Raw genomic sequence first — 26789 nt, forward strand, 5'->3', positions numbered from 1 at the left:
CGCCCGCACCGCGCCGCCCCGCCCTGCCGAACGTGGCTGCCCGCCCCGACCCTGCCGCGCCGCTGGCCGAGCGCCTGCGGCCGCGCCACCTCGACGAGGTCATCGGCCAGCCGCAATTGCTCGGCCCCGGCCAGCCGCTGCGCATGGCCTTCGAGACCGGGCGCCTGCATTCCATGATCCTCTGGGGTCCGCCCGGCACCGGCAAGACCACGCTGGCGCGCCTGACGGCCGAGGCCTTCGGCGCGCGCTTCATCGCCATCTCGGCCGTGCTCGGCGGCGTGAAGGACATCCGCGAGGCGGTCGACCTGGCCCAGGCCGCCCGCGGCGCCGCGCCGGCCGCGGCCCCCGACCTGCTCAGCGCCGCCGCCGCGCCGGCCGCGCCCGCAGCCCGCTGCATCGTCTTCGTCGACGAGGTGCACCGCTTCAACAAGGCCCAGCAGGACGCCTTCCTGCCGCATGTGGAAAGCGGGCTCTTCACCTTCATCGGCGCGACCACCGAGAACCCCAGCTTCGAGGTCAATGCCGCGCTGCTCTCGCGCGCCACCGTGCATGTGCTGCAACCGCTGGGCGAGGCCGACCAGGCCGTGCTGCTCGAACGCGGCCGCGCCCTGCTGGACGCGCCGCCCCTCGCGGACGAGGCCCAGGCGCGCCTGATCGGCTATGCCGACGGCGATGCCCGCCGCCTGCTCAACACCTACGAGAACGTGGTGGCCATGCTGCCGCAGGGCACGGCCAGCATCGATGCGGCCCTGCTGGAAAAGCTGCTCGGCGCGCAACTGCGTCGCTACGACAAGGGCGGCGACGCCTTCTACGACAGCATCTCCGCCCTGCACAAGAGCGTGCGCGGCTCCAGCCCCGATGCCGCGCTCTACTGGATGGTGCGCATGCTCGACGGCGGTGCCGACGGCCGCTACATCGGCCGCCGCCTGATCCGCATGGCCGCCGAGGACATCGGCCTGGCCGACCCGCGCGCCCTGCGCCTGTGCCTGGATGCGGTCGAGACCTATGAGCGCCTGGGCTCGCCCGAGGGCGAGCTGGCCCTGGCCGAGGCGGTGATCTACCTGGCCGTCGCGCCCAAGAGCAATGCCGTCTACACCGCCTACAAGGCGGCGCGCCGCCTGGTCGCGCAGGACGGCAGCCGGCCGGTGCCGCTGCACCTGCGCAATGCGCCCACCCAGCTCATGAAGCAGCTCGACCACGGCAAGGATTACCGCTACGCCCACGACGAGGCCGGGGCCTATGCCGCGGGCGAGCGCTACTTTCCCGAGGGCCTGCCCGAGCCGCGCTTCTACGAACCCGTGCCGCGCGGCCTGGAGCTCAAGATCGGCGAGAAGCTCGCGCAACTGCGCCAGCTTGATGCCGAGGCCCGCGGTCGCAAGGGCTGAGCCCGGCGCCCCCCGCGCGGCGGGTCTTCCCTGCCGGGCCGGTGCGGGGGCCGCCGCTACACTCGCGCCGCCCTGAGCAAGGCCCCGGGGGCGGGCCGGCGGGCTTCTTGCTCTGCACCGTCCCGGCCACCGGCGGCGCCGACCCGCCCGCAGCGCGATCCCCACCACGCGATGGACATCTTCCTCCAGCAGATCATCAACGGCCTGGTCCTCGGCAGCATCTATGCGCTGGTGGCCCTGGGCTACACCATGGTCTACGGGATCATCAACCTGATCAACTTCGCCCATGGCGAGGTGCTGATGGTCGGCGCCATGGTGAGCTGGACGGTCATCACCCTGATCGGTCCCGGCACCCTGCCCGGGGTGCTGCTGCTGCTGATCGCGCTGGCCGTGGCCATGGGCGTGTGCATGGTGCTGAACGTGGCGATCGAGCGCCTGGCCTACCGGCCGCTGCGCGATGCGCCGCGGCTCGCACCGCTGATCACCGCCATGGGCGTCAGCCTGCTGCTGCAGACGCTGGCGATGATCCTGTGGAAGCCCGGCTACAAGCCCTATCCGACGCTGCTGCCCAACCAGGTCTTCCACGTCGGCGGGGCGGTCATCACCTTCACGCAGGTGGCGATCCTCGGCGTCACCGCGCTCACCCTGGCCGGCCTGATGCTGCTGATCCACCGCAGCCGCCTGGGCCGCGCGATGCGCGCCACGGCCGAGAACCCGCGCGTGGCCGCGCTGATGGGCGTGCGGCCCGACACGGTGATTGCCGCCACCTTCGCCATCGGCGCCGCCCTGGCGGCGCTGGCCGGTGTGATGGTGGCCAGCAACTACGGCTCGGTCCAGCATGCGATGGGCTTCCTGCCCGGGCTCAAGGCCTTCACCGCCGCCGTCTTCGGCGGCATCGGCAACCTGCCGGGGGCCATGGTCGGCGGCCTGCTGCTGGGCCTGATCGAGTCGCTCGGCGCAGGCTACATCGGCCCGCTGACCGGCGGCGTGCTGGGCAGCCACTACCAGGACATCTTCGCCTTCATCGTGCTGATCCTGGTGCTGACGCTGCGGCCGCAGGGCCTGCTCGGCGAGCGCGTGGCCGACCGTGCCTGAGGCCCCGGCCATGATGCCCCTCACCGCCTGGGCCAGCCGCCTGCTGCCCGCCGATCCGGCCCGGCGCCGGCTCGCCGTCTTCCTGGGCAGCGCGCTGCTGCTGCTGGTGCTGCCGCTGGTCGCGCAGGGCTTCGGCAATGCCTGGGTGCGCATCCTCGACACGGCCCTGCTCTATGTGCTGCTGGCCCTGGGCCTGAACATCGTGGTGGGCTATGCCGGCCTGCTCGACCTGGGCTATGTGGCCTTCTACGCGGTCGGCGCCTACATGTTCGCGCTGCTCGCCAGCCCGCACCTCTTCGAGACCTTCCCCGCCATCGCCGCGCTGCTGCCCAACGGCCTGCACACGCCCATCTGGCTGGTGCTGCCGCTGGGGGCCGCGCTGGCTGCGCTGGCCGGGGTGATGCTGGGGGCGCCGGTGTTGCGGCTGCGTGGCGATTACCTGGCCATCGTCACCCTGGGCTTCGGCGAAATCATCCGCGTGTTCATGAACAACCTGGACGCGCCGCTCAACCTGACCAACGGGCCCAAGGGCCTGTCGGGCATCGACCCGCTGCGCGTCTTCGGCCTCAACCTCGGTCGGCCGCTGGAGCTGGGCGGCTACACCCTGTCCTCGGTCACGCTGTACTACTACCTCTTCCTGCTGATGGCGGTGCTGAGCGTGATCGTCTGCGTGCGGCTCGAGAAGAGCCGCATCGGCCGCGCCTGGATGGCCATGCGCGAGGACGAGATCGCCGCCAAGGCCATGGGCCTGAATGTGCGCAACCTCAAGCTGCTGGCCTTTGGCATGGGCGCCACCTTCGGCGGCGTGGCGGGCGTGCTGTTCGCGGCCTTCCAGGGCTTCGTGTCGCCGGAATCCTTCTCGCTGCACGAATCGGTGCTGATCGTGGCGATGGTGGTGCTGGGCGGACTCGGCCACCTGCCGGGCGTGGTCGTCGGCGCCGTGCTGCTGGCCGCGCTGCCCGAGGTGCTGCGCTATGTGGCCGGCCCGCTCCAGGCCCTGACCGGCGGCCGGCTGGATGCGGCCATCCTGCGCCAGTTGATGGTGGCCCTGGCGATGATCGGCATCATGCTGCTGCGCCCGCGCGGCCTGTGGCCGGCGCCCGAGCATGGCCAGCCGGCCCCGCCCCGGCCCGATCCCGCGGCGCTGCCCCCGGTCGCCGCGAAGCCCGGGAGCCCGCCATGAACCCGGCTGCGGCGGCCGCCGCCCCCCTGCTCGACGTGCAGGGCGCCAGCAAGCGCTTCGGCGGCCTGCAGGCGCTCAGCGAGGTCGGCCTGCGCGTGCGGCGTGGCAGCGTGCACGGCCTGATCGGCCCCAATGGCGCCGGCAAGACGACCTTCTTCAACCTGATCACCGGCCTCTATGCGCCCGATGCCGGCCGCTTCGTGCTCGACGGCCGGGCCTACAAGCCGACGGCGGTGCACGAGGTCGCGCGTGCCGGCATCGCCCGCACCTTCCAGAACATCCGCCTCTTCGCCGAGATGAGCGCGCTGGAGAACGTGATGGTCGGCCGCCATGCGCGCAGCCATTCGGGCCTGCTCGGTGCCATCCTGCGCACGCCGGCCTTCCGCCGCGAAGAGGCCGCCATCGCCCAGCGTGCCGGCGAGCTGCTCGACTACGTCGGCCTGGCCGCCTATGCCGAGGCGCGCGCGCGCACCCTGAGCTACGGCGACCAGCGCCGGCTGGAGATCGCCCGCGCCCTGGCCACCGAGCCCAAGCTGCTGGCCCTGGACGAGCCGGCCGCCGGCATGAATGCCACCGAGAAGCTCACCCTGCGCGCCCTGATCGACCGCATCCGCCAGGACGGCTGCACCGTGCTGCTGATCGAGCACGATGTGAAGCTGGTCATGGGCCTGTGCGATGCCGTGACGGTGCTGGACCACGGCAAGGTCATTGCCGACGGCCGGCCGGCCGAGGTGCAGCGCGATCCGCGCGTGATCGAGGCCTACCTCGGCGCCGGCCACACGGCCATGCCCACCGCCGCATGAAGCTCATGCCCTGCACGAGGCCCACGCGATGAGCCTGCCGCCCGAGCCCATGCTCGAAGTCGAGGACCTGCGCGTCGCCTATGGCGGCATCCAGGCCGTCAAGGGCCTGAGCCTGCATGTGCAGCGCGGCGAGCTGGTCTGCCTGATCGGCGCCAATGGCGCCGGCAAGACGACCACGCTCAAGGCCCTGACCGGCCTGCTCGCGCCGCAGGCCGGCCGCATCCGCTTCAAGGGCCGCGACCTGGCCGGGCAGGGCGCCTGGGACCGCGTGCGCGCCGGCCTGGTGATGGTGCCCGAGGGCCGCGGCACCTTCACCCGCATGAGCATCGACGAGAACCTGCGCATGGGCGCCTACCTGCGCCGCGACGCAGCCGGCGTGGAGGCCGACCTGGCCGAGGTCTTCGCCCGTTTCCCGCGCCTGCAGGAACGCCGCCAGCAACTGGCCGGCACGCTCTCGGGCGGCGAGCAGCAGATGCTGGCCATGGGCCGGGCCCTGCTGGCCCGGCCCGAGCTGCTGCTGCTCGACGAGCCCTCGATGGGCCTGGCGCCGATCATGGTCGACCGCATCTTCGAAGTGATCGCCGACATCCATGCCCGCGGCACCACCGTGCTGCTGGTCGAGCAGAACGCCAGCCGCGCGCTGGCCCTGGCCGACCGCGGCTATGTGATGGAGTCCGGCGAGCTGGGCATGCACGGCCCCGCCGCCGAACTGCTGGCCGATCCGCGCGTGCAGGCCGCCTACCTCGGCGCCTGAGGCAGGCCCCCGCCGGCCCGCCGGGCCGGCGCGTCACACGCTCAGGCCTTGTCGGCCTCGCTGGTGAAGCTGTCGGCGAAGAAGGCGTCGTCGGGCAGGCGGCATTGCAAGATGAAGTCGCGCTGCGCGGCGCTCACCATCACCGGCGCGCCGCAGGCATAGACCTCGTGGCCGGAGAGGTCCGGCAGGTCGGCCATCACCGCCTCGTGGACGAAGCCGGTGCGGCCGGTCCAGCCGGGCTCGGCCTCGCTCAGCACCGGCACGTAGTGCAGGTTCGGCAGGGCGGCTGCGGCCTCGCGGGCCCAGTCGTCGCGGTAGAGGTCGGCCGCGCGGCGACCGCCCCAGTACAGCACCGCCGGGCGGTCGATGCCCTTGGCGCGCATGTGCTGCACGATGGCCTGGATCGGCGCGAAGCCGGTGCCCGAGGCCAGCAGCACGATGGGCTTGCTGCCCTCGCGCAGGTAGAAGCTGCCGAAGGGGCCTTCCATGCGCAGGATGTCCTTCTCCTTCATCGCGCCGAAGACATGGTCGGTGAACTTGCCGCCGGGCATGTGGCGGATGTGCAGCTCCAGGCCGGCATCGGCCGCCGCGCCCTCGGCCGCCGGGGCATTCGCCATCGAGTAGCTGCGCCGCGCGCCGTCGCGCAGGATGAACTCGACGTACTGGCCCGGGTGGTACTGGAAGCGGCTGGTCGCCGGCAGTTGCAGGTGCAGGATGGCGACATCGGCCGTGGGCTTCTCCAGCGCGCGCACGCGCACCGGCACCTTCTGCACCGGGAACTCGCCGGCGCCGGGCACGCTGCGCGCCTCGACGAGCAGGTCGCACTGCGGCGTGGCGCAGCAGCTCAGCATCCAGCCGGCTTCTTCTTCCTCCACCGTCAGGGCCTTGAGCTGGTGGGCGCCGTGGATCACCCGGCCTTCGAGCAGCCGGCTCTTGCAGGAGCCGCAGGCGCCGTCGCGGCAGCCATAGGGCAGGCCCACGCCCTCGCGGATGGCCGCGGCGAGCACGGGCTCGTCGCGGGCGACCTGGAACTGGCGGCCGCTGGGTTGCAGCGTGACGGTGAAGCTCATCTCGTTATCCTCGAACCCTGTCGATTTCGACCGGGCGCGATTGTGCCCCTGCGGGTCCGGGCCGCCCGGGCAGGCGGCCGATTGCCTTGCCGCCGCCGGGTCCGCCCGGCCGCCGCCGGGTTCCGACCCCGTGCGCCCGGCCCCGAACGACGAGCGCATCCCGCGCCCGTCCCCAAGCCGTCCTGCCCATCCGACCAGCCATGCCCACGCCGCCGCCTTCCCGTCCTGCCGTGTTCCGCCGCAGCCGCGTCCTCATCGTGGGCTGTGGCGATGTCGGCCTGCGCGTGGCCCGCCTGCTCGCCGGGCGGCTGCGGGTGATCGCGCTGAGCTCGCAGCCCGCGCGCCGGCCCGCCCTGCGTGCGGCCGGCCTGCGCCCGCTGCTGGGCAATCTGGACGATCCGGCCAGCCTCGGCCGCCTGGCCGGCCTGGCGCCGCGCCTGCTGCACCTGGCCCCGCCGCCCGGCCAGGGCGAGGACGACCCGCGCACCGCCGCGCTGCTGCGCGCCCTGGGCCGCCGCGGCGGCGTGCACACGGCGGTCTACGGCAGCACGACCGGGGTCTATGGCGATGCCGGCGGCGCCTTCTTCGACGAAACCCGCCCGCTGCGCCCGGCCTCCGACCGTGCGCGCCGCCGCGTCGCTGCCGAGCAGCGCCTGAGCGACTGGAGCCGCCAGCAGGGCGTGGCCCTGGCGCGGCTGCGCATTCCCGGCATCTATGCGCTCGACCGCGAAGGTGGCGACCCGCGCGAACGCGTGGCCCGCGGCAGCCCGGTGCTGCAAGCGCAGGACGATGTCCACACCAACCACATCCATGCCGACGACCTGGCCCGCGCCTGCCTGCGCGCGCTCTTCCTCGGCCGCAAGCCGCGCGCCCTGCACATCAGCGACGACGGCCAGTTGCCGATGGGCGAGCATTTCGATGCCGTGGCCGACCGCTGCGGCCTGCCGCGCCCGCCGCGCCTGAGCCGGGCCGAGGCACAGCTTCGGCTGTCGCCGATGACGATGAGCTTCCTGTCGGAATCGCGCCGGCTCGACAACGGCCGCATGAAGCGCGAGCTGCGCCTGAAGCTGCGCTACCCCACCGTGCTGGACGCCCTGCCGCCTGCCACCGGCGGCTGAGTCCGCGGCCGAGCCGGCTGCGGCGCCGGTCTCAGCGCCGGCCGAAGGGCGGCCTGCCACCCCAGTAGCGCAGCATCAGGAAGCCGCCCAGCATGCCGCCCAGGTGGGCGAAGTGGGCGATGCCGCTGCCGCCGCTGAAGCCCAGCAGCAGTTCCAGGCCGCCGAAGATCATCACGTAGTGCTTGGCCTTGATCGGCATCGGCGGGATCAGCATCATGATCTGCCGGTTCGGGAACAGCATGCCGAAGGCCAGCAGCAGGCCGAACAGGCCGCCCGAGGCGCCGACCGTCGGCACCGGCGAGCCGATCGCCGCCGTCCAGAGCTGCTGCACCACGGCCGCCGCCAGCACGCTGGCGATCAGGAAGTGCACATAGCGCCGGCCGCCCCACAGGCGCTCCAGCTCGCTGCCGAAGCTCCACAGGCCCAGCATGTTGAACAGCAGGTGGCCCGGGCTGCCGTGCATGAAGGCATAGCTGATCGGCTGCCAGGGCTGGAAGTTGCCCGTGGCCATGGGCCACAGCGCCAGCAGCCCCTCGAACCAGGGCGGCAGCAAGAGGGTGGCGCAGTAGAAGCCGACGCAGGCCAGGATCAGCGCCTTGGTGATCGGGGGCATCGGGGGCATGGTCTCGCGGGCCGGTCGGCCGGGCGGGCCGTGCCCTTGGGGCGCGGCGGGTGAAGGAAAGCCTTTCGCTGACCCGGCCCCACGAATCGGGTGACAAGGCCAGCCGGCGGGCGGGCAGGGAGCATTGTCACCTGCCGGGCCCGTCGGGCTGGCCTCGCGCAGCAGCCCGCTTATCGGCTTTGCGTCGCTGCCGGCTCCTTGCTGCGCTCACTCGTTGCGACGCGTTCGGTTCCGGCTGCGGCGGGCTGGGGCGCAGAGGGGTTCGCGGCCTGCGCGGTCGTCTCCTTGCTGCGGGGCACGCCGACGTAGATGAGCATGTCGCCCTTGCTCAGAAAGCCATCCGAGTGCAGATAAGCGCCACCAGGCTGAGGGCCGGGCTTGCCCGTGACGGCGGGCGGGGCGGCCACCGCAGCTTGGCCCGCCAGGGCCAGGGTGCAGGCAGCGAAGAGGGCAAGACGGCGGATCGACGGGATGGACATGAACAGCTCCTGGTTGAGTCCGGCAGCAAGGGTGCTGCCGTGCGAAGCACTGTTTCGATCGTGGGTGAACCCCAGACGCCGCAGCGCATGAAGCCTGGGTGAACGGAGGGTGAAGCGCTGAAGGACTCGCAAAAAGACCGTGCCCGGATGCAAAGCCTGTCGATCCGGTCAATCATTGCTAATGTGTGTGCGAATCATTCTCGTTTGTATAAATTCAGTGCTGAGGCAGGCCATGCCCTGCCGCTCTGCTTACCGCGTCCCTTGCGCCACGCCATGCCCGTCAACCGCCTCGGTCCCATCGTCCCGCACAGTCTCAGCCGCCCGATAGGCCTCCTCGCCTGGCTGACCTTGATGCCGCAAACCCTGCAGGCCCAGCCCAGCACCCCATCGCCGGCTGAGCGCGGGCAAGTTGAGCTGCCCGCCGTCACGATCGCCGCCCCGCCGCTTGAACGCCCGCGCGCGCCCGGGAGCTTGTCGGTGCTTGAGCGCGAGGATTTCGATGCCAGCCAACCATTCACTGTCAACGAGATGCTGCGCAAGCTCCCGGGCGTCCATGTACGCGACGAGGAGGGCTTCGGCCTGCGGCCCAACATCGGCGTTCGCGGCTTGAACCCGACCCGATCGACCAAGATCACGCTTTTGGAAGACGGCATTCCATTGGCTTACGCCCCCTACGGCGACAACGCCAGCTACTACTTTCCGCCGGTCGAGCGCTTCGCTTCCATCGAGTTGCTCAAGGGCCTCGGCACCTTGGCCTACGGTCCGCAAACGCTGGGCGGCGTCCTCAATTTCCTCACGCCTGCGCCCACCCGCGAACCCTCTGGCTCCGCCCAGCTCACCGTAGGCAACCGGGCGTTCCGGGACGTGAAGCTTCAAGCCAGTGCCGAGGGTTGGTTGGTCGACCTGACCCACAAGCAGGGGCAGGGCAGCCGCGAGAACACCGAGAGCGACTTGCTCGATCTCAACCTCAAGCGCGTGATCGACGTGGCGCCCGACCACCGCCTCACTGCCAAGCTCAGCCATTTCATCGAAGACTCCCAGGTGACCTACAGCGGCCTGACCCAGGCCGAATTCGAGACCTTCGGCGCACAGTACAACCCGTTCCGCAATGATGTGTTCGAGACCTCGCGGACGGGGCTTTCCTTGACCCACCGCTGGAAGCTCGGCCCGGGCCGCACGCTCAGCACCCAGCTTTACGGCGCCGTCTTCGACCGCGACTGGTGGCGCCAGAGCAGCACAACCACCGACACGCAGTGCGGCACGGCCTTTCGTGATGCGCGCCTGGCGGGCGAGCGGGTCGACGTCGAGCGCTGCGCCTCGGCCCAGGGACGACTGCGCTACTACCGGACACTGGGCATCGACAGCCGGTTGCGACTTCAGCATGCCCTGGGCGGCTGGGCGCAGGAGCTCGAGTTCGGCGTCAAGCTCCACGATGAGCTTCAGGAGCGCAAGCAGGTCCAGGCCGGTTCGCCTCGCGGTCGAAGCGGCCCACTGGTCGAAGACAACCTGCGCGAGACCCGGGCTGCTTCAGCCTTTCTCAGCAACCGGATTGCCTTGGGCGAGGCCTTCAGCCTGCAGCCCGTCCTGCGGTTCGAGCACATCATCAACCGGCGTGAAGACCGACTCGGCGACCTGGGACCGCAGTCGGACACGCTGCGCACCTTCATCCCCGGCCTGGGCGTCGCATGGCGCTTCAGTCCGGAGAGCACGCTCTTTGCCAGCGTCCACCGCGGCTTCGCGCCGCCGCGGACCGAGGACGTCATTGCTGGCAACGGGACGGTGACCGAGGTGGCTGCAGAACGCAGCTTGAACGTGGAGGTCGGCCTTCGCAGCGAGCCCCTGGATGGGCTGAGCGTGCAAGCGACGGCCTTCCGCACCGACTTCGACCGCCTCACGGCCGTGGGCTCCATCGCTGGGGGCAGCACCCCGCTGGCCCAGGGTCAGGCGCTGTTCCAGGGCCTGGAACTCTCAGGTCAATGGGCATTTGCCCCCTCGGCGGGCGCCTTCACCACTTGGGCCTTGACTTGGCTGCCCACCGCCCGGCAGAGCGAGCCCTTCCGCCAAGTCGTCGGGGGGGCTCCGGTTGCCGGCAGTGCCGCGGGTCTCCGACAGCCCTATGCACCGGAGTACCTTGCCACCGTCACCATGGGAGTGGAACGTCCCGCCTGGCGCGCTCAGTTGGAGGCCGTTTACACCTCTGCACAATTTGCCGACTTCGCCAACACGGTCGCTCCGTCGGCCAATGGGCAAGCCGGTCGGATTCCTGCGCACACGGTGATCAATCTGGCGGGCAGTTGGCGCCTTGACGACCGGTGGTCGCTGCTGGCCACCGTCAAGAACTTGCTCGATGCGGAGGACATCGTCGACCGCACCCGGGGCATTCTCACGGGCCCGCCGCGACGTGTGCATCTGGGCTTGCGTGCCACGTTCTGAGCGAGACGGCCCGGCTGATGCTGGCCGACCTGCGATGGGTCTTGGTCCCCGGGGCCGGACTCGAACCGGCACACCTTGCGGCGGGGGATTTTGAGTCCCCTGCGTCTACCGATTTCGCCACCCGGGGAAGGTGCGGAGCAGGCTTGCTTGCGAGGAGCGGATGATACCTGCGCGCCCTGCCGGCCCCGGGCGACGGGGGCACAATCCGCCCCTCCAAGGACGCCTGCCGCCATGCCCCTCTATCCGACCCTCGATGCCGTGATCGGCAACACGCCGCTGGTCCGGCTGCAGCGCCTGCCGGGCGAGGCGCAGGCCCGGCGCGGCAATGTGATCCTCGGCAAGCTCGAAGGCAACAACCCGGCTGGATCGGTCAAGGACCGGCCCGCCCTCAGCATGATCCAGCGGGCCGAGGAGCGCGGCGACATCCGCCCCGGCGATGCGCTGATCGAGGCCACCTCCGGCAACACCGGCATCGCCCTGGCCATGGCCGCGGCGATCAAGGGCTACCGCATGATCCTGATCATGCCGGAGGACCTTTCGATCGAACGCGCGCAGACCATGAAGGCCTTCGGGGCCGAGCTGATCCTCACGCCCAAGGGCGGCGGCATGGAATACGCCCGCGACCTGGCCGACCAGATGCAGCGCGAGGGCAAGGGCCGGGTGCTCGACCAGTTTGCCAATGCCGACAACCCCCGCATCCATGCCGAGACCACCGGCCCGGAGATCTGGCGCGACACCGAAGGCCAGGTCACGCACTTCGTCAGCGCCATGGGCACGACCGGCACCATCACCGGCGTGTCGCGCTACCTCAAGTCGCAGAACCCGGCGGTGCGCATCGTCGGCGCGCAGCCCAGCGAGGGTTCGCGCATCCCTGGCATCCGCAAATGGCCGGCGGCCTACCTGCCCAAGATCTACGAGCCGGCCGGCGTCGACGAGCTGATCGAGGTCGACCAGGCCGAGGCCGAGGACATGGCCCGCCGCCTGGCCCGCGAGGAGGGCCTGTTCTGCGGCATCTCCGCTGCCGGCGCCTGCTCGGCCGCCCTGAGGCTGGCCGAGACGGTGGAGAACGCGACCATCGTCTTCATCGTCTGCGACCGAGGGGACCGTTACCTTTCGACCGGGGTCTTCCCGGCCTGATGTTCAAGCCAGGTGCGAGACACTTGCCCTCAACCCGGAAGCCCAGCGAGTCCATCATGGAGACAGCCAAGGAAATCGACACCCGCGGGTTGAACTGCCCGCTGCCCATCCTCAAGGCCAAGAAAGCCCTGGCGGACATGAGCAGCGGTCAGACCCTCAGGGTGCTGGCCTCGGATCCCGGTTCGGTCCGGGACTTCCAGGCCTTTGCGCGCCAGACCGGCAACGAGCTGGTCGAGCAGCAGAGCGCAGGCTCGGAGTTCGTGCACGTGCTGCGTCGCCGCTGAAGGCCCTGCCTGCCGCGCCTCGCGGGGCGGCAAGTAACGCAAAGCGCGCCGCAGCGCGGGTTGACCGCCCGCGCTGCGGCCGCTGCCTCAAAGCCCCTGGGCCAGGGTCTTGAGGTAATCGCGGAAGCCGGGGCCCAGCGTGGGATGGGCCAGCGCCAGTTCCACATTGGCTTCGAGGAAGCCTTCCTTGCTGCCGCAGTCGTAGCGCTTGCCTTCGTAGCGGTAGGCGAACACCTTCTGCCGACGCAGCAGGCCGGCGATGCCGTCGGTCAACTGGATCTCGCCGCCCACGCCGCGCGGCTGGCGGCGGATCTCGTCGAAGACGTCGAAGCTCAGCACATAGCGGCCGGCCACGCCCAGACGCGAGGGCGCCACGTCCGGCGCGGGCTTCTCGACGATGTGGCTCACATCCATCACCCGGTCGTTCACCGGCGTGCCGGCGACGATGCCGTAGCGCTTGGTGTGCTCCAGCGGCACTTCCTGCACGGCCAGGATGCTGGCGCGCCACTCGTCGTACTGCTCGACCATCTGCTTGAGGATGGGCTTCTCGCCGACCATCAGGTCGTCGGCCAGCAGCACGGCAAAGGGTTCATTGACGACCACCGAGGCCGCGCACAGCACGGCATGGCCCAGGCCCAGGGCCTTGGGCTGGCGGATGTAGATGCACTCCATGTCGTCCGGCTTGATGGAGTGCACGACCTCGAGCAATTCCCGCTTGCCGGCATTTTCCAGCTCGGCTTCCAGCTCGTAGGCCGTGTCGAAATGGTCGGGAATCGCGCGCTTGTTGCGGCCATTCACGAAGATCATTTGCCGGATACCCGCGGCATAGGCCTCTTCGACGGCGTATTGAATCAGCGGTTTGTCGACCACCGGCAGCATTTCCTTGGGCATCGCCTTGGTGGCGGGCAGGAAACGCGTGCCGAGACCGGCAACAGGAAAAATGGCCTTTTTGACGCGCATGGTGGGGGCAGGTCGAGCCTGCAAAAGGAAGGGGTCCAGGGCGGGAAGAGGGCGAACAGCCTAGTGCGGCCAGGCACGGCCCCAAGCTGGGGCGGCCCATTCTGGCACGCAGTTTTTACGCCAAGCCCCAGGACGAGCCGCTTTCCGCGATGCGTATCGCCTGATCCTGCACGCCGGCCAGGGCCGCCGCCGGCACGCGAGCCGGCCGCAGCTCGGCCAGCGGCCGCAGCACGAAGGCGCGCTGGTCCCAGCGCGGATGCGGCAGGCTCAGGCGCGGATGCTCGATGCGCAGCAGCGCGCCGTCGACGGTCTCGCCGAGCAGCAGGTCCAGGTCCAGCGTGCGCGGCGCATTGCGGTAGGGCCGCAGCCGGCCGTGCGCCAGCTCCAGGGCCTGCAGCGCATCCAGCAGGTCCAGCGGGGCCCGCGTCGTTTCCAGCAGCGCTGCGGCATTGAGGAAATCCGGCCCCTGCGCATCGACCGGCGCGCTGGCATAGAGCGAGGACAGGCCGATCAGCCGCGCAGCGGGCAGCCCGCCCAGCGCGGCCACGGCCTCGCGCAGCGTCTGGCGGGCTTCGCCCAGGTTGGCGCCCAGGCCGATGACGGCCGTCCAGGGGGTCGAGACGGGGGTCTCCATGGCCGTGGGTGGCTTCAGTCCTCGCCCGCGGCGGCGGCCTCGGCCGGGCCGGCGGCGCCCGGCTTGCGACGGCGACGGCGGCGCTTGCGTGCCGGGGCATCGCCCTCGGCGCCCGGCAGGTCCTCGGCCGGGCGGCCGTCTGCGGCGCTCGCGTCGGGGGCGGCATCGGCCTCGCTGCGCGCGGCCGGCACGCGGCGCACGCGGCCGGCGCTGCGGCGGCTGCCCTCTTCCTGCTGGCGGGCCTCGCGCAGCAGCTCGTTCTGGGCCTCGTTGTCGTTGTCGAGGCGGGCCTGGGAGAAGGCCTCCCACCAGGCGGCCAGGGCCGGGTCGATCTCGCCGGCCTCGGCGCGCAGGCGCATGAAGTCGAAGCCGGCGCGGAAGCGCGGCTGGTCGACCAAGCCCAGCGGGCCGCTGCCGCTGCGCTTGTCGAAGCGCGGTTGCATGGCCCAGATCTCGCGCATGTCGGCCGCCAGCTTGCCGCGGCCGGAGATGTCGCCGATGCGGGCCTCGAAGACCTCGTCGATCGCTGCTTGCAGCGCCGGGAAGACCGGCTCGCCGGCGTCGCGGCGGTCCTGCCAGCGGCCTTGTACCTCGTGCCAGAGCAGGCAGGCGAGCAGGAAGCCGGGCGCGACCGGCTTGCCCTCGCCGACCCGGCGGTCGGTGTCGGCCAGGGCCAGTTGCACGAAGCGGTCGCGCGCGGGCTGCGGGCTGCGGTCGTCGAGCGCGACGCCCAGGATGGGGAAGACGCCGCGATGCAGGCCGAAGGCGCGCAATTGCTCGACCGAGGCCAGGGCATGGCCGGTCTGCAGCAGCTTGATCATCTCGTCGAAGAGTCGCGAAGCCGGCACGTTGTCCAGCAGGGCGGCCATCTCGACGATGGGTGCGCGGGTCGCTTCCTCGATGCCGCAACCCAGCTTGGCCGCGAAGCGGATCACGCGGACGATGCGCACCGGATCCTCTCGGTAGCGGCTGGCCGGGTCGCCGATCATGCGCAGCCGGCGCGCCCGCGCGTCGGCATAGCCACCGTGGTAGTCGACCACGAGCTCGCGCACCGGGTCGTAGTACATGGCGTTGACGGTGAAGTCGCGCCGCGCGGCATCCTCATGCTGCGGGCCCCAGACGTTGTCGCGCAGCACCCGGCCGCTGGCATCGACGACATGGCCCTGGCCGGCCAGGCGGCCTTCCAGCTCGCGCTTGGCGGTCTTCTCGTTGCCGTTGACGGTGGCGGCGTCGGCGCTGTCGAGCAGGGCGCGGAAGGTCGAGACCTCGATCACCTCGTGCTCGCGCCCGCGGCCGTGGATCACATGGACGATGCGGAAGCGCCGGCCGATGATGAAGGCGCGCCGGAACAGGCCCTTGACCTGCTCGGGCGTGGCGCTGGTGGCAACGTCGAAATCCTTGGGTCGCAGGCCAAGCAGCAGGTCGCGCACCGCGCCGCCGACGATGTAGGCCTCGTGGCCGGCCTGCTGCAGGGTCTCGACCACGCGCACGGCGCGCTCGTCGAGCAGCTTCGGGTCGATGCGGTGCTCGCTGGCGGGAATCTCGCGGCGGTCCTCGGCGCGCGGGCGCAGCGGCGCCGGCGGCTCGGCGGGGCGGCCGGCGGCGGGCTGGCCCGCGCCCTTGCCCAGCAGCTTGTCGATCAGCTTCTTGATCACTTGTCGTTGTCCTGGTCGAACAGGTTCAGCACGCGCCAGCCGCGGGCCGCGGCATGCGCGGCCAGGGCGGGCGAGGGGTTGGTGGCCACCGGCTCGGTCGCGATCTCGAACATCGGCAGGTCGTTCATCGAGTCGCTGTAGACGGTGATGCGCTCGAAGTCCGCGCGCCGCAGGCCCTCGGCGGCCAGCCATGCGTCGATGCGCTCGACCTTGCCTTCACGGAAGGACGGCGTGCCGGCGATGCGGCCGGTCGGCCGGCCGTCCGCGCCGCGTTCGAGATCGATCGCGATCAGCGTGTCGACGCCGAAGGCGCGGGCGATCGGCAGGGTCACGCCCTCGTTGGTGGCGGTGACGATGGCCAGGCGGTCGCCCGCGGCGCGGTGCCGCTCGACCAGCGCGCGCGCCGCCGGGCGAAGGGCCGGGCCGATCACCTCGGCCATGAAGCGGGCCTGCACGGCTTCGAACTCCGCCGCCGGCCGGCTGCGCCAGCTTGCAGTGGCGAAGTCCACATAGGCATGGATGTCCAGCGTGCCGGCCTGGTAGTCGGCATAGAAGCGGTCGTTGCGGCGCTGGAAATCGGCGCCGTCGGCCCAGCCGAGCTGGATCATGAAGCCGCCGAAGGCATGGTCGGAATCCAGCGGGAGCAGGGTCAGGTCGAGGTCGAAGAGCGTCAGGTTCATCGTCGGCAGCCGGCTTGCGGCGGGGCATGCGGCGGTGCGGGGCGGCCACGGCCCCGGGGGGCAGGGCTCAATCCGGGGTCTCCGCCCAACCCCCGAGCATCGCACGCAGCAGGGGGATGGTGACCGCGCGCTGCTGTTCCAGCGCGTAGGCGTCGACCCGGTCGAGCAGGTCCATCAGGCTGCCGAGGTCGCGGGCCTGGCGCAGCAGCAGCCAGTCGATGGCCTCGCCCTGCAGCTTCAGGCCGCGCCGGGCGGCTTCGTCGCGCAGCACCTCGCGCACCTCTGCATCGGCCAGCGGCTGGAGCTGGTAGACCAGGCCCCAGCCCAGGCGGCTGCGCAGGTCCTCGCGCAGTGGCAGGTCGACCGGCGGCAGGCGCGCGGCGCTCAGCACCGGCAGGCCGCGCGTGCTGGCCTCGACGAAGAGGGTGAAGGCGACATGCTGGCGCAGCGGGTCCAGGGCCTCGGCGCTGTCGAGGATGAGCAGCGCCCAGCGCTCGTCCCAGCCCGCCGGCAGTGGGCCGCCGGCCGCCAGCCGTCCGGCGCGGTGGCCGGTCTCGGCCAGCGCGGCCTCGACCGCATGCAGCAGGTGGCTCTTGCCGCTGCCCGCCGGGCCCCACAGCATCAGCGGCGTCGCGGGCCGCGGCAGCGTCAGCAGGGCCTGCAGCGCGCCCAGGGCCGCCGCATTGGCGCCGGGGCGGAAATTCTCGAAGCGCGGCGCCGGGCCGGGGGCGATCGGCAGCGTCAGTTGCCGCATCGGCCCGGCGGCTGCGGGGGCCGCCCGAACCTCAGGCTCCATACAGCGGACTCTCCAGATACCAGCGGCGCAGGCGCCGCAGCGCGACCACGCCGACCGCGCTGGCCGGCAGCGCAACCAGCACGCCGACGAAGCCGAAGACATGGCCGAAGGCCATCAGCGCGAGGATCACCGTCAGCGGGTGCAGGCCGATGCGCTCGCCGACCAGGCGCGGCGTGAGCACGAAGCTCTCCAGCAACTGGCCGACGGCATAGACGGCGGCCACCGCGGCCAGCGCCGCGCCCGGGCCGAATTGCAGGAGCCCGGCCAGCAGGGCCAGGGCCAGGCCGAGGCCGAAGCCGATGTAGGGAATGGCCACCGCCAGGCCGGTGAACACGCCCACCGGCAGGGCCAGCTCCAGCCCGGTCAGGGCCAGGGCCAGGGCGTAGAAGACGGCCAGGGCCAGCATCACCAGCAACTGGCCGCGCAGGTACTGGCCGAGCACGTGATCGCATTCCGCCGCAAAGCCCAGCACGGCCTCGCGGTAGCGCGGCGGCAGCATGGCCTGGCTGCGGGCCACGAGCTGCGGCCAGTCCATCAGCAGGTAGAACAGCACGACCGGCAGCAGCACCGCCGTGCCGACCCAGGCCAGCACCACGCTGCCGCCGAGCTGGGCCGAGCGCAGCAGGGGCAGCAGCCAGTCCTCGGCATTGGCGTTCAGCAGGTCGAGCACGCTGCGCTTGAGGCCGTCCGCATCCGGATCTACCGGCAGGCCGGCGGCGGCCAGGCGCGGTCCGGCCCAGGCCCAGGCCCGGGCCAGCAGCTCGGGAATCTGCTCGCGCAGCGCCGGAATCTCGCGCAGCAGGATGGGCACGATCAGCAGGGCAATGGCCAGCAGGCTGAGCAGGGCCAGCACCTCCACCCCCAGCACCGCCAGCACCCGCGGCACGCGCCGCTGCACCAGGCGCTCGACCACCGGATGCAGGGCATAGCCCAGCACGGCAGCCACCAGGAAGGGCGTCAGCACCGGCCCCAGCAGGGCCAGCAACAGCACGATCAGGCCGGCCACGGCCAGCCAGGCCAGGCCTTGCCGCTGCGCGCGGTTCAGGGTCATCGCGGCGGTCCTTCAGTGCAGCGGCGACGGGCCGAGGTCGCGCAGGCGCTCGCGGATGGCCTCGGCATCGTCGGCCTCGGGGGCGGCGGCCAGATAGGCCTGGAGGTCGGCCAGGGCGGCTTCGTCCTGGCCCATCTCGGCGCGGGCCAGGCCGCGGTCGCGGCGCTCGCCGGGCTCGTCGGGCAGCAGGCAGACCAGCCGGTCCTGCACCTGCACCATGCGCGGCCAGTCCTCGCTGTTGCGGTGGATTTCCTTCAGGTTGCGCAGCAGCCGGGCGACGATCTCGCGCGGCGTGGCCGGCTGCAGGAAGAGGCCGAGCGGCATGTCCATGTCGTCGATCAGGCCGCGGCGGCGCTTGAAGGGCGCGAGGCGTTCGTCCAGGTCCTCGCGCGAGAGCGAGCGGCCGCTGAAGGGGTCGATCACCACCTCGCCCTGCGGCATCTTCACCTTGATCAGGAAGTGGCCGGGGAAGGAGATCCCGCGGGCTTGCAAGCCGATGCCGCCGGCCAGCTCGATGTAGAGCAGGGCCAGGGTGATGGGAATGCCGCTGCGCTTGGCGATGACGCGGTGCAGGTAGCTGTTGTCCGCCGCGTAGTAGTCGTTGACGTTGCCGGCGAAGCCCAGGTCCTGGAAGAAGTAGCGGTTCAGCAGGCGCAGGCGCTGGATGGGCGAGGCATCGGCCGGCAGGCGGCGCTGCAAGCGCTCGACCAGGGCATCGATCTGGGCCAGCACGGCCTGGGTGTCGAGCTGTGGTTCCTCGTCCTGGGCCACGGCGATGGCGGCTTCCAGCAGGGCGAAAGAGGCATCCTCCGCGACCAGGCTGGCGAAGTAGTCAAGGGCGGTCGGCGCGGCAAACTGCATGCGGTCGAGTGTAGGGGTGGGGTCCGGCCCGCTCAGTCGCTGCGGGTGAAGGCACGCAGCCGCAGGCCCAGCGCAGCCAGCACGGCCAGGTAGCCCAGGCCGGCGGCAGCCAGCACGCCGGCCAGCCAGGCGGCGCGCAGGCCTTCGTGCTCGCCCAGGGCGATCCAGTCCAGGCGCCGCGCCGCCTGGTCCAGCAGCAGGCCCAGCAGCAGGCTGCCCGTGATCACCTGGAAGCCGAAGCGGCCCCAGCCCGGCAGCGGCCGCCAACTGCCGCGCCGCACCAGGCCGATCAGCAGCGCCGCGGCATTCACCAGCGCCGCCACGCCGATCGACAGGGCCAGCCCGGCATGGCCCAGGCTCGGCACGAAGACCACATTGAGCAACTGCGTCAGCACCAGCACGCCCGCGGCCACCCGCACCGGCGTGCGCAGGTCGCCCTTGGCATAGAAGCCCGGCGCCAGCACTTTCAGCGCCACCAGGCCGAGCAGCCCCAGTCCGTAGCCCTGAAGCGCCATCACCGTCTGGGCCACGTCACTGGGCGCGAAGGCGCCACGGTGGTAAAGCACCGCGACCAGGGCCTGGGGGAAGACCATCAGCGCCACCGCGCAGGGCAGGGCCAGCAGCAGCACCAGGCGCAGGCCCCAGTCGAGCAGGGCGGCGTAGCGCACGCGGTCGTCGCCGGCCTGGGCGGCCGAGAGCTGGGGCAGCAGCACCACGCCCAGGGCCACGCCGAGCAGGGCGGTGGGGAACTCCATCAGCCGGTCGGCATACGTCAGCCACGAGACCGAGCCGGCGCCAAGCTGCGAGGCAATCTGGGTGTTGATCAGCAGCGAGATCTGCGCCACCGAGACGCCGAGCAGGGCCGGCCCCATGGCGCGGAAGATGCGCCGCACGCCCTCATGCCGCCAGGCCGCGGCCACGGTGGATGGCCCCAGGCCGATGCGCGGCAGCAGGCCCAGCCGGGCCAGGGCCGGCACCTGCACGCCGAGTTGCAGCAAGCCGCCGAGCATCACGCCCGCGGCCAGGGCATAGACCGGCGGCCAGCCCATGCGCTCGAACAGCGGCAGGCCCAGCAGTGCGGCGGCGATCACCGCCACATTGAGCAGCACCGGCGTGGCCGCCGGCACCGCGAAGTGCTTCCAGGTGTTGAGCACGCCGGCCGACAGCGCGACCAGGGACATGCAGGCCAGGTAGGGAAACATGATCCGCGTCATGTCGACGGCGGCATCGAAGCTGCCGGCCTCCTTCAGGCCGGCAGCGATCAGCCAGATCAGCCCCGGCGCGGCCAGCACGCCGAGCAGGCTGGTTGCCATCAGCACCCAGAACAGCACCGTGGCCACCGCGTCGATCAGGCTGCGGGTCGCCTCCTCGCCGTCCCGCGCCCGCGAGGCGGCCAGCAGCGGCACGAAGGCCTGCGAGAAGGCACCCTCGGCGAACAGGCGACGCAGCAGGTTGGGCAGGCGGAAGGCGACGTTGAAGGCGTCGGTCAGCGCGCTGGCGCCAAAGGCGGCCGCCACCGCCTGCTCACGGACCAGGCCGGTGATGCGCGAGACCAGGGTCAGCAGGGAAACGGTGGAGGCGGCGCGCAGCAGGTTCATGGGCGGGGCCGGACACCGCGGCGGCGGCCCATCCGGCAGGGGTTTACGGTTCGGCTTTCGTGTTAATATCGCAGGCTTTCCACCCGGAACCACAGATTTTCCATGGCCACCTCCGCCAAAGCCAAGAAGAAGACGGTCCGCATCGCGTCGGGCCGCAAGCGCGCCCGTCAGGACGTCAAGCTCAACGCCGCCAACAGCTCGCTGCGCTCGCGCTTTCGCACCGCCATCAAGGGCGTGCTGAAGGCCGTCGCCGCTGGCGACAAGGCCGTCGCCCAGGACACCTTCAAGAACGCCCAGCGCGTGATCGATTCGATCGCCGACAAGGGCATCTTCCACAAGAACAAGGCCGCTCGCTACAAGAGCCGCCTGTCGGCCAAGGTCAAGGCCCTGTCGGCCGCCGCGGCCTGATCGAAATTTTCCGGGTGGCGCCGGCGCCCGAGTGGCGATCCGGCAAGCAAAAAGGGCCTGCGCAAGCAGGCCCTTTTTGCTGGGCGCGGCAGATCAGCTCTTGATCCGTGCCGCGCGCAGCACCGCCGGGCTGCGCTTGACCGAGCGCAGCAGCTCGGCCAGGTGCAGGCGGTCGCGCACGGCCACCAGCAGCTTGAGCTCCGCCGTCTCGCTGGCCCGCGCCTCGCCCATGGCCACATGGACGATGTCGGCCTCGGCCGCGCTCACCGCGCTGGCCACTTGCGCCAGCACACCCTGGCCGTTGAGCACCAGCACGCTCAGGCCGGTCTCGAAGGCGCGTTCCGGCGCCTCGGACCAGGCCACGGGAATCCAGGGCTCGCTGTCGCGCTCGTACTGGCGCTTGCCCAGCTTGCATTCGGCCGTGTGCACGACCAGGCCCTCGCCGCGGCCCAGGTAGCCGACGATGGCATCGCCCGGGATGGGGTGGCAGCAGGCGGCAAGCTGCAGGGTGGCGCCCTCGCTGCCGTCAATCACCACGGTCGGCTGGCCGGGCGCGCTGTCGTCGCTGGCGTAGCGGCCCAGGCTGAGCGTGACGGCGTCCGGCCGCGCGCCGCGCTCGGCCATCAGCGCGGCCAGGCGCTTGGCCACGATGCTCGGCATCTTGCGGCCCTGGACCAGGTCGGTCAGCAGTTCGGCACGGGACTTGTGGCCGCTCCAGCGCAGCAGGGCCTGCCAGAGGCTGGCCTCCGGGCCTTCGCCGCTGCCGTCGCCGGGCGGCATGCGCAGGCCCTCGGAGCGCAGGCTCTGCGCCAGCAGGCGCTCGCCCAGGCGCAGCGATTCCTCGCCTTCGAGCGTCTTGAGGTAGGCGCGGATCTTGGACCGCGCCCGGCCGGTGCGGACGAAGTTCAGCCAGTTCGGGTTCGGCCGTGCGCCGTCCGAGGTGACGATCTCGACCACATCGCCCGAACGCAGCACGGTCGACAGCACGACCGCCTCGCCGTTGACCTTGGCGCCGACGCAGTGGTCGCCGACCCGCGAGTGGATCGCATAGGCAAAGTCCACCGGTGTCGCGCCCTTGGGCAGCGAGAGGATCTTGCTCTTGGGCGTGAAGACGTAGATCGAGTCCGGGAAAAGGTCGATCCGCACGTGTTCGAGGAATTCGCTGGCGTCGCGCGTCTCGTCCTGGATGTCGATCAGCGACTGCAACCACATGGCCCCCAGGTTCTGCGAATCGCCGGCCCCGCCGCCGCCGACCTTGTAGAGCCAGTGCGCGGCGATGCCGGCCTCGGCCACGAGGTGCATGGACTCGGTGCGGATCTGGAACTCCACCGGCGTGCCCACCGGGTTCACCAGCGTCGTGTGCAGCGACTGGTAGCCGTTCGCCTTGGGGATGGCGATGTAGTCCTTGAAGCGCCCCGGCATGGGCTTGTAGAGCTGGTGCAGCACGCCCAGCGCCAGGTAGCAGTCGGGCAGGCTGTTGACGACGACGCGGAAGCCGAAGAGATCGTTGACCTTGGCGAAGCTCAGGTGCTTGTCGTCCATCTTGTTGTAGATGGAGAACAGCGTCTTCTCGCGCCCGCTGACTTGCACCGGCAGGCCGGCTTGGGCGAAGGCGGATTCGACCTCGCGCTGCACCCGCTCGACCAGGTCGCGGCGGTGGCCGCGCGCGCGCTCCAGCGCCTTGGACAGCGCGGCATGCCGCCAGGGCCGCGCATGCTGGAAGGACAGTTCCTGCAGCTCGCGGTAGACCCGGTTCAGGCCCAGGCGGTGGGCGATGGGCGCATAGATCTCCAGCGTCTCGCGGGCAATGCGGCCGCGCTTGGACGGCGCCATCGCATCCATCGTCCGCATGTTGTGCAGGCGGTCGGCCAGCTTGACCAGGATGACGCGCACATCGCGCGACATCGCCAGCAGCATCTTGCGGAAGCTCTCGGCCTGCGATTCCTCGCGGGTGCTGAACTGGAGCTTGTCGAGCTTGGTGAGCCCGTCGACCAGCTCGGCGACCGGGGCGCCGAAGCGCTCGATCAGGTCCGGCTTGGTGACGCCGCAATCCTCCATCGCATCGTGCATCAGCGCGGCCTGCAGGGCCTGCGCGTCGAGCTTCCAGTCGGCGCACAGGCCGGCCACGGCGATGGGATGGGTGATGTAGGGCTGGCCGCTGGCGCGCATCTGGCCCAGATGGGCCTGGTCGGCGAAGCGGTAGGCCTGGCGCACGCGCTGGATCTCGGCCTCGTCGAGGTAATCGAGCTTGGCCAGCAATTGCGCGAAGCTGCTGGCCTCGGGCCGGGTCGCGAGCGCCTCGAAGGACTGCCCGGGCGGCGGCGCGACCGGATCCTTGCCGCGCTCGCCCAGCAGGAAGGCGGGCAGGGCCCGGCTTAGCTGTTTGCGAACGGCGGAGACGGCGCGTGAGGGCATGACCTCATGGTAGCGGAGCCCCTGTCACCGCCACGACACAGGGGTGCCGGCAAGGTGCATGGCCGCCATAGCCTGGGGCCGAGGTGGCTGGCGCGCACCGCCGCGGGGCGGCGGGCGCAAAAAAGCCCGCACGCGGCGGGCTTCGGGGCGGGGACGGGCTGTCGCGTGCGACGGCGCGGCCTGCTCAGGCCAAGCTCAGAGAGGCACCTTGCGCAGCATTTCCAGGCCGACCTGGCCGCCGGCGATCTCGCGCAGCGCGGTCACGGCAGGCTTGTTCTTGCTTTCGATCTTGGGCGCATGGCCCTGGCTCAGCATGCGGGCGCGGTAGGTCGCGGCCAGCACGAGCTGGAATCGGTTGGGGATGCGGGACAGGCAGTCTTCGACCGTGATGCGGGCCATCGTGAACTCTCCAGGGGGCACCGTCGTGCGGGTGGTCGGCGCGGCAAGCGCCGGGGCGGAGGAGGCGCAGCGCCCGGCTCAGGCCAGCCCGAGGGCGGCAAAGACGAGCGGCTTGCCTTGCCGCTGAACCGCGTATCTTAGTCGCTGCGCATGCACCACCGTCCGCAGGTCGGCGAGCGCGCGTTCGAAATCGGCATTGATCACCAGGTAGTCGAAGTGCTCGGCCTGGGCGACCTCGTGGCGCGCATTGCGCAGCCGGGTGGCGATGACCTCGGCGCCGTCCTCGCCGCGGCCGTGCAGGCGGCGCGCCAGCTCGGCCCAGCTCGGCGGCAGGATGAAGATCAGCACGGCATGCGCAAACAGGCGCTTGATCTGCAAGGCGCCCTGCCAGTCGATCTCCAGCACCACATCGTGCCCGGCCTGCAGGCGCGTGGCCAGGGCCGCCCGCGAGGTGCCGTAGCAGTTGCCATGCACTTCGGCCCATTCGAAGAAGTCGCCGGCCGCCACCATCGCGTCGAAGCGCGCACGGTCGACGAAGTGGTAGGCCACGCCGTCCTGCTCCTGCCCGCGCGGCGCGCGGGTGGTGTGCGACACCGAGACCGCCAGCCCCGCATCGTCCGCCAGCAGGGCCTTGACCAGGCTGGACTTGCCGGCGCCGCTGGGCGCGGAGACGACGAAGAGGTTGCCCGGCAGGGCGCTGGGGGACAGGGCGGTGTCAGGCATCGTGCAGGGGTCGGCGGAAGGGCGACGAAGGTCGGGGGCTCGGGGGCCAGAGTATCCCGCCGCCGGTCGGCCAGGCCACGCGCCGGCCCGGCAGCGCCGCTCAGCCGCGGCCCAGCCCCGCATGCTCGATGTGCGCGACGATGGCCGCCAGGCCCTGGCCGGTCTTCAGGTTGCTGAAGACCACCGGCCGGCTGCCGCGCTGGGCCTGGGCGTCGCGCGCCATCACCTCCAGCGAGGCGCCGACATGGGGCGCCAGATCGGTCTTGTTGATCACCAGCAGGTCCGACTTGCAGATGCCCGGCCCGCCCTTGCGCGGCACCTTGTCGCCGCCGGCCACGTCGATCACGTAGATCGTCAGGTCCGACAGCTCGGGGCTGAAGGTCGCGGCCAGGTTGTCGCCGCCGCTCTCGATGAAGACGATGTCCAGGTCCGGGAAGCGGCGGTGCAGGCGCTCGACCGCCTCCAGGTTGATCGAGGCATCTTCGCGGATCGCCGTGTGCGGGCAGCCGCCGGTCTCCACGCCCAGGATGCGGTCCGCGCTCAGCGCCTGCTGCTGGACGAGGAAGGCCGCGTCCTCCTCGGTGTAGATGTCGTTGGCGACGATGGCCAGCTTGTACTTCTCGCGCAGGGCCACGGCCAGGGCCAGGGTCAGCGCCGTCTTGCCGGAACCGACCGGGCCGCCGATGCCGACGCGCAGGGGGGAACTGCTCATGGGGTGCTCGCTGGGGGGTGAAGGGGGATGGGCGCTTGCGCTCAGCTTCGAAAGATGCGGTTGGGCTGCATCTCGTGCAGGCTCGTTGCAAGGCCCAGGCCGGGGGCAAGGCCGCCGAGCGCGGCCTCACCGCCAGCCGCCACGTCGCGCGCGGTGGCCAGCCAGTCCGGCAGGCGGGCGCCCAGGCGGCGCAGCAGGCGCTGGCCCTCGGTCTGGCCCAGGGGGACCAGCTTGACCGCCGCCATCACCTGGTTCTCGGCCCAGGACCAGGCGTGGCCGAGCAGGGCCTCTTCCGGGTCCAGGCCCCAGGCCCAGGCCAGGCCGGCATGCAGGACCAGGAAGCCCGGCGGCTCGATGGCCGGCAGCAGGGCCTGCTGCGCGGGGCCGAACTCGCCCAGGTCGCGCGCCAGCCGGGCCAGCGACCAGCCCATCTGCAGCGCCTCGGCGCGCAGCTCGGCGCCTTCGCGGCTGGCCAGGTGCAGGTCGTTGACGGCCTGCAGCGCGGCGGCATCGCCGGCCTGCCAGGCGGCATGGGCGCGCCACCACAGCGGCGCCTCAAGCTGCGCATAGGGACCGGCGCCGAGGCTCTCGATCCAGTCGCCGGCCGTGGCGGCGTCGGTGATCCAGCCCGCTTCCAGTGCCGATTCCAGGCCCTGCGAATAGCTGAAGGCGCCCACCGGCAGCGTCGGGCTGCTGAGCTGCATCAGCCGCGCGAGCGCGGCCGCCCGGGCGGGACCGGCTGCCGGCCGGGGCAGGGCATCGGCCATGCGGCTCAGTCCTGCTTCGGCGGCGGCTCGCCGTAGCTGTGGATGGTCGGCCCGCGGCGCTGGATCGTGATCGGCTGCGGTGCCGCCGCCCCGTGGCCGCAGCCCGGGCCGTGCACATGGCCGGGCGCGCCGTGCGGAGGGTTGGCGACGGCCGGCGCGGCATGCGCCGGGCCGTGATCGTGGCCGTGCGAGCAGCCGGGCCCGTGCACATGCCCTGGGGCGCCGTGTTGCGGGTTCGCCCCGCCCGCTGGGGCCAGGGCATGGCCGTGCCCGCTTGCGTGCCCCTCATCGTGCCGTTGCCCTTGCTCATGCCCATGCCCGCCGCCATAAGCCCCACCCTCGGGCTCGAAAGGCGCCCGCAGGCGCTGGCAGCGGCCGCCCAGGCCGCGGACCATGGCTTCGAGCACCGGGTCGGCCGCGATGCGCAGCCAGCGCGCGGCCACCTGCACCGCCACATGGCGGTTGCCCAGGTGGTAAGCGATGGCCATCAGGCGCTCGGGCGCATCCGCCGTCAGGTGGACCACGGCCTCGCGGGCGGCCTGCACCTGCACCGGCGGTCCGCCGTCGGGGCCGCCGAGCCAGTCGCCATCACGCAGCACGCGGCCGCGCGGCAGGTCGAGCAGGGCCTCGCGCCCGTCGTCCAGCGTGACCCGCTGGCGGGTGACCTGGCGCCGCTCGAAGGGCAGGGTCAGGGTGCTGCTGCCGGCCGGCTCCGCGGGGGGCGCCGGCAGGATCTGGGTCAGGGTCGGGATGTCAGACATGGCTTG

General features: G+C 71.6%; 27 protein-coding genes and 1 tRNA gene. 10 read left to right on the forward strand and 18 right to left on the reverse strand.

All coding sequences use genetic code 11. The features are described from left to right. Positions 1-32 precede the first annotated feature (32 nt). From JI742_RS05555 to JI742_RS05575, 5 genes are all read left to right on the forward strand, one after another. Complete coding sequence (locus JI742_RS05555; protein ID WP_434057632.1) at positions 33-1385, forward strand: replication-associated recombination protein A; 1353 nt, start codon at positions 33-35, stop codon at positions 1383-1385. A gap of 171 nt (positions 1386-1556) precedes the next feature. Then, the gene (locus JI742_RS05560) at positions 1557-2480 is read left to right on the forward strand and encodes a branched-chain amino acid ABC transporter permease (RefSeq protein WP_201824624.1); all 924 of its coding nucleotides are present in this window, start codon (positions 1557-1559) and stop codon (positions 2478-2480) included. 13 nt (positions 2481-2493) lie between these two features. Beyond that, positions 2494-3663, forward strand: a complete 1170-nt coding sequence (locus tag JI742_RS05565; RefSeq protein WP_201826417.1) for an ABC transporter permease subunit — start codon at positions 2494-2496, stop codon at positions 3661-3663. Then, a complete protein-coding gene (locus JI742_RS05570; RefSeq protein WP_201824626.1) occupies positions 3660-4466 on the forward strand; it encodes an ABC transporter ATP-binding protein in 807 nt (268 codons plus the stop codon). Before JI742_RS05565 ends, JI742_RS05570 begins: the two co-directional genes overlap by 4 nt. A 49-nt stretch (positions 4467-4515) precedes the next feature. Continuing rightward, the gene (locus tag JI742_RS05575; protein WP_201826419.1) at positions 4516-5220 is read left to right on the forward strand and encodes an ABC transporter ATP-binding protein; all 705 of its coding nucleotides are present in this window, start codon (positions 4516-4518) and stop codon (positions 5218-5220) included. 41 nt (positions 5221-5261) lie between these two features. On the opposite strand, the gene JI742_RS05580 is transcribed toward JI742_RS05575, so the two are convergent. Beyond that, positions 5262-6290: a CDP-6-deoxy-delta-3,4-glucoseen reductase gene (locus JI742_RS05580; RefSeq protein ID WP_201824628.1), complete on the reverse strand. Its 1029-nt coding sequence runs from the start codon at positions 6288-6290 to the stop codon at positions 5262-5264. A gap of 200 nt (positions 6291-6490) precedes the next feature. On the opposite strand from JI742_RS05580, the gene JI742_RS05585 reads away from it, so the two are divergent. Further along, on the forward strand, positions 6491-7408 hold the full coding sequence (locus tag JI742_RS05585; protein ID WP_201824630.1) for an NAD-dependent epimerase/dehydratase family protein: 918 nt from the start codon (positions 6491-6493) through the stop codon (positions 7406-7408). 31 nt (positions 7409-7439) lie between these two features. On the opposite strand, the gene JI742_RS05590 is transcribed toward JI742_RS05585, so the two are convergent. Together JI742_RS05590 and JI742_RS05595 are read right to left on the reverse strand one after the other, a co-directional pair. Further along, positions 7440-8030, reverse strand: coding sequence for a rhomboid family intramembrane serine protease (locus JI742_RS05590; RefSeq protein WP_201824632.1), 591 nt, complete (start codon positions 8028-8030; stop codon positions 7440-7442). Between the two features lie 170 nt (positions 8031-8200). Next, the gene (locus JI742_RS05595; RefSeq protein WP_201824634.1) at positions 8201-8509 is read right to left on the reverse strand and encodes a hypothetical protein; all 309 of its coding nucleotides are present in this window, start codon (positions 8507-8509) and stop codon (positions 8201-8203) included. 273 nt (positions 8510-8782) lie between these two features. Between JI742_RS05595 and JI742_RS05600 the strand changes: the two genes are divergently transcribed. Then, the gene (locus JI742_RS05600) at positions 8783-10942 is read left to right on the forward strand and encodes a TonB-dependent receptor family protein (RefSeq protein ID WP_201824636.1); all 2160 of its coding nucleotides are present in this window, start codon (positions 8783-8785) and stop codon (positions 10940-10942) included. A 42-nt stretch (positions 10943-10984) separates the two neighbouring features. Here the strand turns inward: JI742_RS05600 and JI742_RS05605 are convergent. After that, positions 10985-11069, reverse strand: a tRNA-Leu gene (locus JI742_RS05605). Between the two features lie 104 nt (positions 11070-11173). On the opposite strand from JI742_RS05605, the gene cysM reads away from it, so the two are divergent. Continuing rightward, complete coding sequence (gene cysM, locus JI742_RS05610) at positions 11174-12079, forward strand: cysteine synthase CysM (RefSeq protein WP_201824637.1); 906 nt, start codon at positions 11174-11176, stop codon at positions 12077-12079. A 56-nt stretch (positions 12080-12135) separates the two neighbouring features. Then, positions 12136-12363 (forward strand): sulfurtransferase TusA family protein, encoded by a 228-nt coding sequence (locus tag JI742_RS05615; protein WP_201824639.1) that lies wholly within the window; start codon positions 12136-12138, stop codon positions 12361-12363. 87 nt (positions 12364-12450) lie between these two features. Here JI742_RS05615 and galU read toward each other — a convergent pair whose 3' ends face one another. From galU to murJ, 8 genes are all read right to left on the reverse strand, one after another. Beyond that, positions 12451-13323: a UTP--glucose-1-phosphate uridylyltransferase GalU gene (galU, locus tag JI742_RS05620; RefSeq protein ID WP_201824641.1), complete on the reverse strand. Its 873-nt coding sequence runs from the start codon at positions 13321-13323 to the stop codon at positions 12451-12453. Positions 13324-13438: 115 nt separating this feature from the next. Beyond that, a complete protein-coding gene (folK, locus tag JI742_RS05625) occupies positions 13439-13957 on the reverse strand; it encodes a 2-amino-4-hydroxy-6-hydroxymethyldihydropteridine diphosphokinase (protein ID WP_201824644.1) in 519 nt (172 codons plus the stop codon). Positions 13958-13971: 14 nt separating this feature from the next. Further along, positions 13972-15612 (reverse strand): polynucleotide adenylyltransferase PcnB, encoded by a 1641-nt coding sequence (gene pcnB, locus JI742_RS05630; protein ID WP_201824646.1) that lies wholly within the window; start codon positions 15610-15612, stop codon positions 13972-13974. Then, positions 15609-16292: an HAD family hydrolase gene (locus JI742_RS05635; protein ID WP_201824648.1), complete on the reverse strand. Its 684-nt coding sequence runs from the start codon at positions 16290-16292 to the stop codon at positions 15609-15611. The genes pcnB and JI742_RS05635 overlap by 4 nt, the downstream gene beginning before the upstream one ends. A 67-nt stretch (positions 16293-16359) precedes the next feature. After that, the gene (gene hda, locus JI742_RS05640) at positions 16360-17088 is read right to left on the reverse strand and encodes a DnaA regulatory inactivator Hda (RefSeq protein ID WP_236676804.1); all 729 of its coding nucleotides are present in this window, start codon (positions 17086-17088) and stop codon (positions 16360-16362) included. Next, positions 17078-18139, reverse strand: coding sequence for an AI-2E family transporter (locus JI742_RS05645; protein WP_201824650.1), 1062 nt, complete (start codon positions 18137-18139; stop codon positions 17078-17080). The genes hda and JI742_RS05645 overlap by 11 nt, the downstream gene beginning before the upstream one ends. Before the next feature lie 12 nt (positions 18140-18151). After that, a complete protein-coding gene (locus JI742_RS05650; protein ID WP_201824652.1) occupies positions 18152-19000 on the reverse strand; it encodes a SirB1 family protein in 849 nt (282 codons plus the stop codon). Positions 19001-19032: 32 nt separating this feature from the next. Continuing rightward, positions 19033-20598: a murein biosynthesis integral membrane protein MurJ gene (gene murJ / locus JI742_RS05655; protein ID WP_201824653.1), complete on the reverse strand. Its 1566-nt coding sequence runs from the start codon at positions 20596-20598 to the stop codon at positions 19033-19035. A gap of 102 nt (positions 20599-20700) precedes the next feature. Between murJ and rpsT the strand changes: the two genes are divergently transcribed. Continuing rightward, positions 20701-21006: a 30S ribosomal protein S20 gene (rpsT, locus tag JI742_RS05660; RefSeq protein ID WP_182660515.1), complete on the forward strand. Its 306-nt coding sequence runs from the start codon at positions 20701-20703 to the stop codon at positions 21004-21006. A gap of 93 nt (positions 21007-21099) precedes the next feature. Here the strand turns inward: rpsT and JI742_RS05665 are convergent, their stop codons facing one another. The 6 genes from JI742_RS05665 to ureE all read right to left on the reverse strand — a co-directional run bounded on the left by JI742_RS05665 (position 21100) and on the right by ureE (position 26783). Next, the gene (locus JI742_RS05665) at positions 21100-23421 is read right to left on the reverse strand and encodes a RelA/SpoT family protein (RefSeq protein WP_201824654.1); all 2322 of its coding nucleotides are present in this window, start codon (positions 23419-23421) and stop codon (positions 21100-21102) included. Between the two features lie 195 nt (positions 23422-23616). Further along, on the reverse strand, positions 23617-23820 hold the full coding sequence (gene rpoZ / locus JI742_RS05670) for a DNA-directed RNA polymerase subunit omega (protein ID WP_201824655.1): 204 nt from the start codon (positions 23818-23820) through the stop codon (positions 23617-23619). 78 nt (positions 23821-23898) lie between these two features. Continuing rightward, the gene (gene gmk, locus JI742_RS05675; protein ID WP_201824656.1) at positions 23899-24543 is read right to left on the reverse strand and encodes a guanylate kinase; all 645 of its coding nucleotides are present in this window, start codon (positions 24541-24543) and stop codon (positions 23899-23901) included. 100 nt (positions 24544-24643) lie between these two features. Beyond that, positions 24644-25255: an urease accessory protein UreG gene (gene ureG / locus JI742_RS05680; protein WP_201824657.1), complete on the reverse strand. Its 612-nt coding sequence runs from the start codon at positions 25253-25255 to the stop codon at positions 24644-24646. Between the two features lie 41 nt (positions 25256-25296). Further along, positions 25297-26022, reverse strand: a complete 726-nt coding sequence (locus JI742_RS05685) for an urease accessory protein UreF (protein ID WP_201824659.1) — start codon at positions 26020-26022, stop codon at positions 25297-25299. A 5-nt stretch (positions 26023-26027) separates the two neighbouring features. Further along, positions 26028-26783, reverse strand: coding sequence for an urease accessory protein UreE (gene ureE, locus JI742_RS05690; protein ID WP_201824661.1), 756 nt, complete (start codon positions 26781-26783; stop codon positions 26028-26030). Positions 26784-26789: the final 6 nt, after the last annotated feature.

Origin of the sequence: Piscinibacter lacus, assembly GCF_016735685.1 — a bacterium.
In the GTDB taxonomy this organism is placed as follows: Bacteria; Pseudomonadota; Gammaproteobacteria; order Burkholderiales; family Burkholderiaceae_C; genus Aquariibacter; species Aquariibacter lacus.